4 protein-coding genes and 1 pseudogene are annotated in these 6,251 nt (G+C 67.9%); all 5 read right to left on the bottom strand.

The window, feature by feature from the left end; all coding sequences use genetic code 11:
* Positions 1 to 123 precede the first annotated feature (123 nt).
* Positions 124 to 570: a hypothetical protein gene (locus FV229_RS13095; protein WP_147752403.1), complete on the bottom strand. Its 447-nt coding sequence runs from the start codon at positions 568 to 570 to the stop codon at positions 124 to 126.
* Between the two features lie 96 nt (positions 571 to 666).
* Positions 667 to 1,059, bottom strand: a complete 393-nt coding sequence (locus tag FV229_RS13090; RefSeq protein WP_281406714.1) for a PIN domain-containing protein — start codon at positions 1,057 to 1,059, stop codon at positions 667 to 669.
* A gap of 116 nt (positions 1,060 to 1,175) precedes the next feature.
* A pseudogene (locus FV229_RS13085) lies at positions 1,176 to 1,313 on the bottom strand (AbrB/MazE/SpoVT family DNA-binding domain-containing protein); the annotation flags it as partial.
* A 74-nt stretch (positions 1,314 to 1,387) separates the two neighbouring features.
* Positions 1,388 to 5,140, bottom strand: a complete 3,753-nt coding sequence (gene metH / locus FV229_RS13080) for a methionine synthase (protein WP_147752400.1) — start codon at positions 5,138 to 5,140, stop codon at positions 1,388 to 1,390.
* 168 nt (positions 5,141 to 5,308) lie between these two features.
* Positions 5,309 to 6,229, bottom strand: coding sequence for a methylenetetrahydrofolate reductase [NAD(P)H] (gene metF / locus FV229_RS13075; RefSeq protein WP_147752399.1), 921 nt, complete (start codon positions 6,227 to 6,229; stop codon positions 5,309 to 5,311).
* Between the last annotated feature and the right edge of the window lie 22 nt (positions 6,230 to 6,251).

The following is a 6,251-nucleotide window of genomic DNA, read 5'->3' as shown; positions in this document are numbered from 1 at the left end:
CGCAGCCCGCGACCTGGAGTACCATCGAAGCTGGCGGATCGAGCCGCGTCGAGGTGGGCTGATCTCGAAAAACAGCCCTGACGATCCAAATCGAGCGCCACGCCAGACTTCTGCAGCAGCCTGCTAGCGCAGCCCGATGCCGGGGGTTGTGCGGCCGGGCAGGCGCGGCACCTTCGCGGTGCGCGACTCGATCGGGCCGCCGCAGGCGTAGACGAACTCGGTCTGCAGGTCAGTGAACACCGCCTCGCCGGTGATCTTGCAATCCTCGCGCACGGTCTCGTCGAGGTAGGTCCGCGCCGCGAGGCGGAAGCGCGCCGCCCGCGTCTCGCCGGGGTCGCGCTCGGCGTAGCGGTCGCCGATGCCGCAGCCGGTGACCTCGCGCAGGGCGTTCGAGACGACGAGCATCCGCCGCTGCTGGCGCTGGTCGTAGACTTCGTAGGGATCGTTACAGGAGATCGTGACCACCTGCGGCGTCAGGCTGACGTAGGTCTTGGAGATGTGGGAGAAGCCGGTGCAGCCGGTGACCGCGAGGCCCGTTGCGACGGCGAGGAGGAACGCCAGCCGCTGCATACCCGTCTCCACGCAACCCGCCCGCGGACCATCCCGCCCGGGCATTGAAGCCGCGATGGCCGCCCGGTCAAGCTCCTCTGGGACACAGGTGCCGGCTTATGCGCCCCCACCCTCCCAATCCTCGACGCGCAAGCCCGGCACCCGCGCGAATTCGCGGACGTCGCGGGTGACGAGGATCAGGTTTCGGGCGAGCGTCTGGCCGGCGATCAGCACGTCGTAGGGGCCGATCGGCGTTCCGGCCTCGGCGAACGCGGCACGAATCTCGCCCGCCTTGCGGTCGTCGTCCAACGCGAAATCCACGATCGACATGCGCAATCCCTCGAACGCTTCGAGGGCGACGTCGACGCGCAGAGCGCGAAAGGCTCCGAACAGAAGCTCGTGCGCGACGATGACGGAGAGGCCGTAAGCGCGTCTGGGATGGCTGAAGACCTTTTCGGTGACGACAGGTCTCCGGTTCATCACCGCGATCAGCACGTTCGTGTCGAGCAGGAACCTCGGTCGAAGAGCGCATCGAGACCGGGTCGGTCCTGCTGCGGCAAATCCTGCTCGACGGCCGCGAGAAGGCCCGTGGCGACCTCGTCGGTCAGGTGAGGAAACGACGCCTACTCGTCGTCCAACGGTTCGAGGATGACGGCGTAGCCATCGTGCCTGATCCGCACCGCCTCCGCGTCGAAGCGGAGTTCCTTCGGCAAGCGGACGGCCTGCGATTGCCCGGACCAGAACACCTTCGCGATGTCGGCCATGACTGCCACCTGCCATATCTTCCAAGGGATATATGCAGATGGCGTCCAGGCAGGAAACGGGCGAGGCGGGCCCGCTACTCCGCCGCCACCGCCAGATACCGTGCCGGGTCGTAGTTCAGGATCGGCCCGAGCCAGCGCTCCACGGCATGGAGGTCCATGCCCTTGCGCTCGGCGTAATCCTCGACCTGGTCGCGCTCGACCTTCGCGACGCCGAAATAGTGTGCCTTCGGGTGCGCGAGGTAGAGGCCGGAGACCGACGAGCCCGGCCACATGGCGTAGGATTCGGTGAGCTTCACACCGATGCGGCGCTCGGCCTGGAGCAGGTCGAACAGGGTGACCTTCTCGGTGTGGTCGGGCTGCGACGGGTAGCCCGGGGCCGGGCGGATGCCGTCGTATTCCTCGCGCACGAGGTCTTCCGGCGCGAAGGTCTCGTCCGGCGCATAGCCCCAGAACTCGCGCCGCACGCGCTCGTGCATGCGCTCGGCGAAGGCCTCGGCGATGCGGTCGGCGAGCGCCTTGACCAGGATCGACCGGTAGTCGTCGTTGGCCCGCTCGAACTTCTCGGCGATCCGCACCTCTTCCAGGCCTGCCGTGACGACGAAGCCGCCGACGTAGTCGGCGATCCCGGTCTCGGCCGGCGCGACGAAGTCGGACAGGCAGGTGTTCGGCCGGCCGTCGCGCTTCGACAGCTGCTGGCGCAGGCCGTGGAAGGTGGCGAGTTGCTCGGACCGGCTCTCGCCGGTGTAGAGGGCGATGTCGTCGCCGATCGCGTTGGCCGGCCAGAACCCCAGGATCGCCTTCGGGTTGAACCAGCGCTCGGCGACGATCTGCTTCAGCATCCCCTGCGCGTCGTCGAACAGGGCTTTGGCCGCCGGCCCCTGGTTCGGATCCTCGAAGATCGCCGGGTAGCGGCCCTTGAACTCGTAGGTCTGCAGGAACGGCGTCCAGTCGATGTAGGGCACGAGGTCCGCGACCTCGTAGGCGCCGAAGACGCGGGTGCCGGTGAAGCTCGGCTTCTTCGGTGCGTACTCCGTCCAGTCGATCTTGAAGGCGTTGGCGCGGGCCTTGGCGAGCGGCAGGCGCTGCTTGTCGAGCTCCGAGCGGGCGTGGGCGTCGGCGACCTTGGCGTATTCGGCCTGCACCTTCTCGATCACGCCGCCGCGGGCCTCCTTGGAGATCAGGCTCGACACTACGCCGACCGCGCGGCTGGCGTCGGTGACGTAGATCGCTTGGCCCCGCTGGTAGGACGGGTGGATCTTCACCGCGGTGTGGACGCGGCTGGTGGTGGCGCCGCCGATCAGCAGCGGCACGTCGAAGCCCTCGCGCTCCATCTCGGCGGCGACGTGCACCATCTCGTCGAGCGAGGGCGTGATCAGCCCGGACAGCCCGACGATGTCGACGTTCTCCTTGCGGGCGACGTCGAGGATCTTGGCCGCTGGCACCATCACGCCGAGATCGATGATCTCGTAGTTGTTGCAGGCCAGCACGACGCCGACGATGTTCTTGCCGATGTCGTGGACGTCGCCCTTCACGGTGGCCATCAGCACCTTGCCGGCGGCGCGGCGCTTGCCGTCGCCGCCGTTGGCGAGCTTCTCCGCCTCCATGTACGGCTCGAGGTAGGCCACCGCCTGCTTCATCACGCGGGCGGACTTCACCACCTGCGGCAGGAACATCTTACCGGAGCCGAACAGGTCGCCGACCACGTTCATGCCGGCCATCAGCGGTCCCTCGATGACGTGGAGCGGGCGCTCGACGCCCTGGCGCGCCTCCTCGGTGTCGGCGAGGATGTACTCGGTGATGCCGTTGACCAGCGCATGCTCGATGCGCTTCTCGACCGTGTTCTGGCGCCAGGTCAGGTCGGCGGTCTTGGCTTGGGCCGAAGCGCCGGTCTTGAAGCGTTCGGCCGACTCCAGCAGGCGGTCGGTGGAATCGTCGCGCCGGTTGAGGACCACGTCCTCGCACAGCTCGCGCAGCTCCGCCGGAAGCTGGTCGTAGACCGCGAGCTGGCCCGCGTTCACGATGCCCATGTCCATGCCGACCTTGATCGCGTGGTACAGGAACACCGCGTGCATCGCCTCGCGCACGGGCTCGTTGCCGCGGAAGGCGAAGCTCAGGTTCGAGATGCCGCCCGAGATGTGGGCGTGGGGCAGCGTCTCGCGGATGATGCGGGTGGCCTCGATGAAGGCGACGCCGTAGCCGTTGTGCTCTTCGATGCCGGTCGCCACCGCGAACACGTTCGGATCGAAGATGATGTCCTCGGGCGGAAAGCCGACCTCCTCGGTCAGCACCTTGTAGGCCTTGGTGCAGATTTCGACCTTGCGCTCCAGCGTGTCGGCCTGCCCCTCTTCGTCGAAGGCCATCACCACCACGGCCGCGCCGTAGGAACGGCACACCTTGGCGTCGGCGATGAACTTCTCGACGCCCTCCTTCATGGAGATCGAGTTCACGATCGCCTTGCCCTGGATGCACTTGAGGCCGGCTTCGATGACGTGGAACTTCGAGGAATCGACCATCACCGGCACGCGGGCGATGTCGGGCTCGGCGGCGACGAGGTTGAGGAACTCGACCATCGCCTTCTCGGAATCGAGCAGGCCCTCGTCCATGTTGACGTCGATGATGCTGGCGCCGGCCGCGACTTGGTCGCGCGCCACGTCTAGCGCCGCCGCATAGTCGCCTGCCGTGACGAGCTTGCGGAACTTGGCCGAGCCGGTGACGTTCGTGCGCTCGCCGACGTTCACGAAGGGAATCTCCTTCGTCAGCGTGAACGGCTCCAGGCCGGACAACCGCATCAGCGGCGCGATCGTCGGGATCGCTCGCGGCGTCTTGCCGGCGACGGCCTCGGCGATGGCGCGGATGTGGTCCGGCGTGGTGCCGCAGCAGCCGCCGACCATGTTGACGATGCCGCCCTCGGCGAACTCGGCGACGAGCTTGGCCATCGCCTCCGGGCTCTCGTCGTAGAGGCCGAACTCGTTGGGCAGGCCGGCATTCGGGTAGGCGCAGACCAGCGTGTCGCAGACGCGGGAGAGCTCGGAGATGTGGCCGCGCATCTCGCGGGCGCCGAGGGCGCAGTTGAGGCCGAAGGTCAGCGGCCGGCAATGGCGCAGCGCATTCCAGAACGCCTCGGGGGTCTGGCCCGACAGGGTGCGCCCGGACAGGTCGGTGATCGTGCCGGAGATCTGGATCGGCAGCTTGACGCCGCGCTCGTCGAACACCTGCCAGGTGGCCGCGATCGCCGCCTTGGCATTGAGGGTGTCGAAAATGGTCTCGATCAGGATCAGCTCGGCGCCGCCGTCCATCAGGCCGCGGACCTGCTCGGCATAGGCCTGCTTGACCTGATCGAAGGTCACGGCGCGGTAGCCGGGGTTGTTCACGTCCGGCGAGATCGACAGCGTGCGGTTGGTTGGGCCGACGGCGCCGGCGACGAACCGGCGGCGGCCGTCCTTCTCCTCGGCGAGCTTGGCGGCCTCGCGGGCGAGCCGCGCGCCTTGCGCGTTCAGCTCGTGAATCACCGATTCCATGCCGTAATCGCCTTGCGCGATCGTGGTGCCGGAGAAGGTGTTGGTCTCGCAGACGTCGGCGCCGGCCAGGAAGTAGTCGAGGTGGATCTGCCGGATCGCGTCGGGCTGCGTCAGGATCAGGAGGTCGTTGTTGCCCTTCTGGTCGTGGGAGTGGTCCTTGAACCGCTCGCCCCGGAAGTCGACCTCGCCATAGCCGAGGCGCTGGATCACGGTGCCCATCGCCCCGTCGAGGACGAGGATCTTCTCCTTGGCGCGCTGGCGCAGGGCGGCTTCGATTTCGGTGCCGTCGACGGGGCGGAGGTCGGTCATGGATGTCTCACTCGTCATTCCGGGGCCGCGCAGCGGAGCCCGGAATCCAGAACCGCGACGGGTCCGGGAGGTCGGTTTCGGCTGTCGTCGAAGTCGTTTCGGCAAGGTCGGAGCGTCTGGATCCCGGGCTCGCCTGCGGCGCCCCGGGATGACGGAGCGGTCGAGCCGTCAGGCGGCCTTCGCCGCCATCACCTTCGGCGCCTGGGCACGCAGGCCGAGAAGATGGCAGATCGCGTAGACGAGGTCGGAGCGGTTCATCGAGTAGAAGTGGAAGTCGTTGACCCCCTCGTCCACCAGATCGAGCACCTGCTCGGCCGCCACGGCCGCCGCCACCAGCCGGCGAGTCTCGACGTCGCCCTCAAGCCCCTCGAACCGCGCCGCCAGCCAGTACGGCACCGAGGCGCCGGTGCGGCGGGCGAAGTTGGCAGCCTGCTTGAAGTTCTGCACCGGCAGGATGCCGGGGATGATCGGGATGTCGATGCCGGCGGCGCGCACCTTGTCGACGTAGCGCAGGTAGACCTCGTTCTCGAAGAAGAACTGCGTGATCGCCTGGTCGGCGCCGGCGTCGACCTTGGCCTTCAGCGCGTCGATGTCGGCGTCGAGCGAGGCGGCCTCGGGGTGCTTCTCGGGATAGGCCGAGACCGAGACCTTGAAGTCGCCGATCCGCTTGATGCCGGCGACCAGGTCCGAGGTCTGCGCGTAGCCGCCGGGATGCGGCCGGTAGGCGTGGCCGACGCCCTCGGCCGGGTCGCCGCGCAGCGCCACGATGTGGCGCACGCCGGCATCCCAGTAGGACTGCACCACCGCATCGATCTCGTCGCGGGTCGCGTCCACGCAGGTGAGGTGGGCGGCCGGCTTGAGGCCGGTCTCGGTCACCATGCGGGCGACGGTGTTGTGGGTACGCTCGCGGGTGGAGCCGCCTGCGCCGTAGGTCACCGAGACGAACTTCGGCCCGAGCGGCGCCAAGCGCTCGATCGAGGACCAGAGGATCTTCTCCATCTCCTCTGTCTTCGGCGGGAAGAACTCGATCGAGACGCGGATCGGGTGATAGCCGTCGCGGCTGGCGCGGTGGCGGATGGCGTTCGGCATGGGCTTCGTCCTCGATGTCGTT

It is taken from the genome of Methylobacterium sp. WL120 (genome assembly GCF_008039465.1).
Classification (GTDB): Bacteria; Pseudomonadota; Alphaproteobacteria; order Rhizobiales; family Beijerinckiaceae; genus Methylobacterium; species Methylobacterium cerastii.
This window is presented reverse-complemented; position numbering and strand designations above follow the sequence as displayed.

Excerpts from the sequence above, each read along its gene's own strand:
- FV229_RS13095 (WP_147752403.1), bottom strand. The coding sequence starts at position 570 with ATGCAGCGGCTGGCGTTCCTCCTCGCCGTCGCAACGGGCCTCGCGGTC.
- metH (WP_147752400.1), bottom strand. The coding sequence starts at position 5,140 with ATGACCGACCTCCGCCCCGTCGACGGCACCGAAATCGAAGCCGCCCTG.
- metF (WP_147752399.1), bottom strand. The coding sequence starts at position 6,229 with ATGCCGAACGCCATCCGCCACCGCGCCAGCCGCGACGGCTATCACCCG.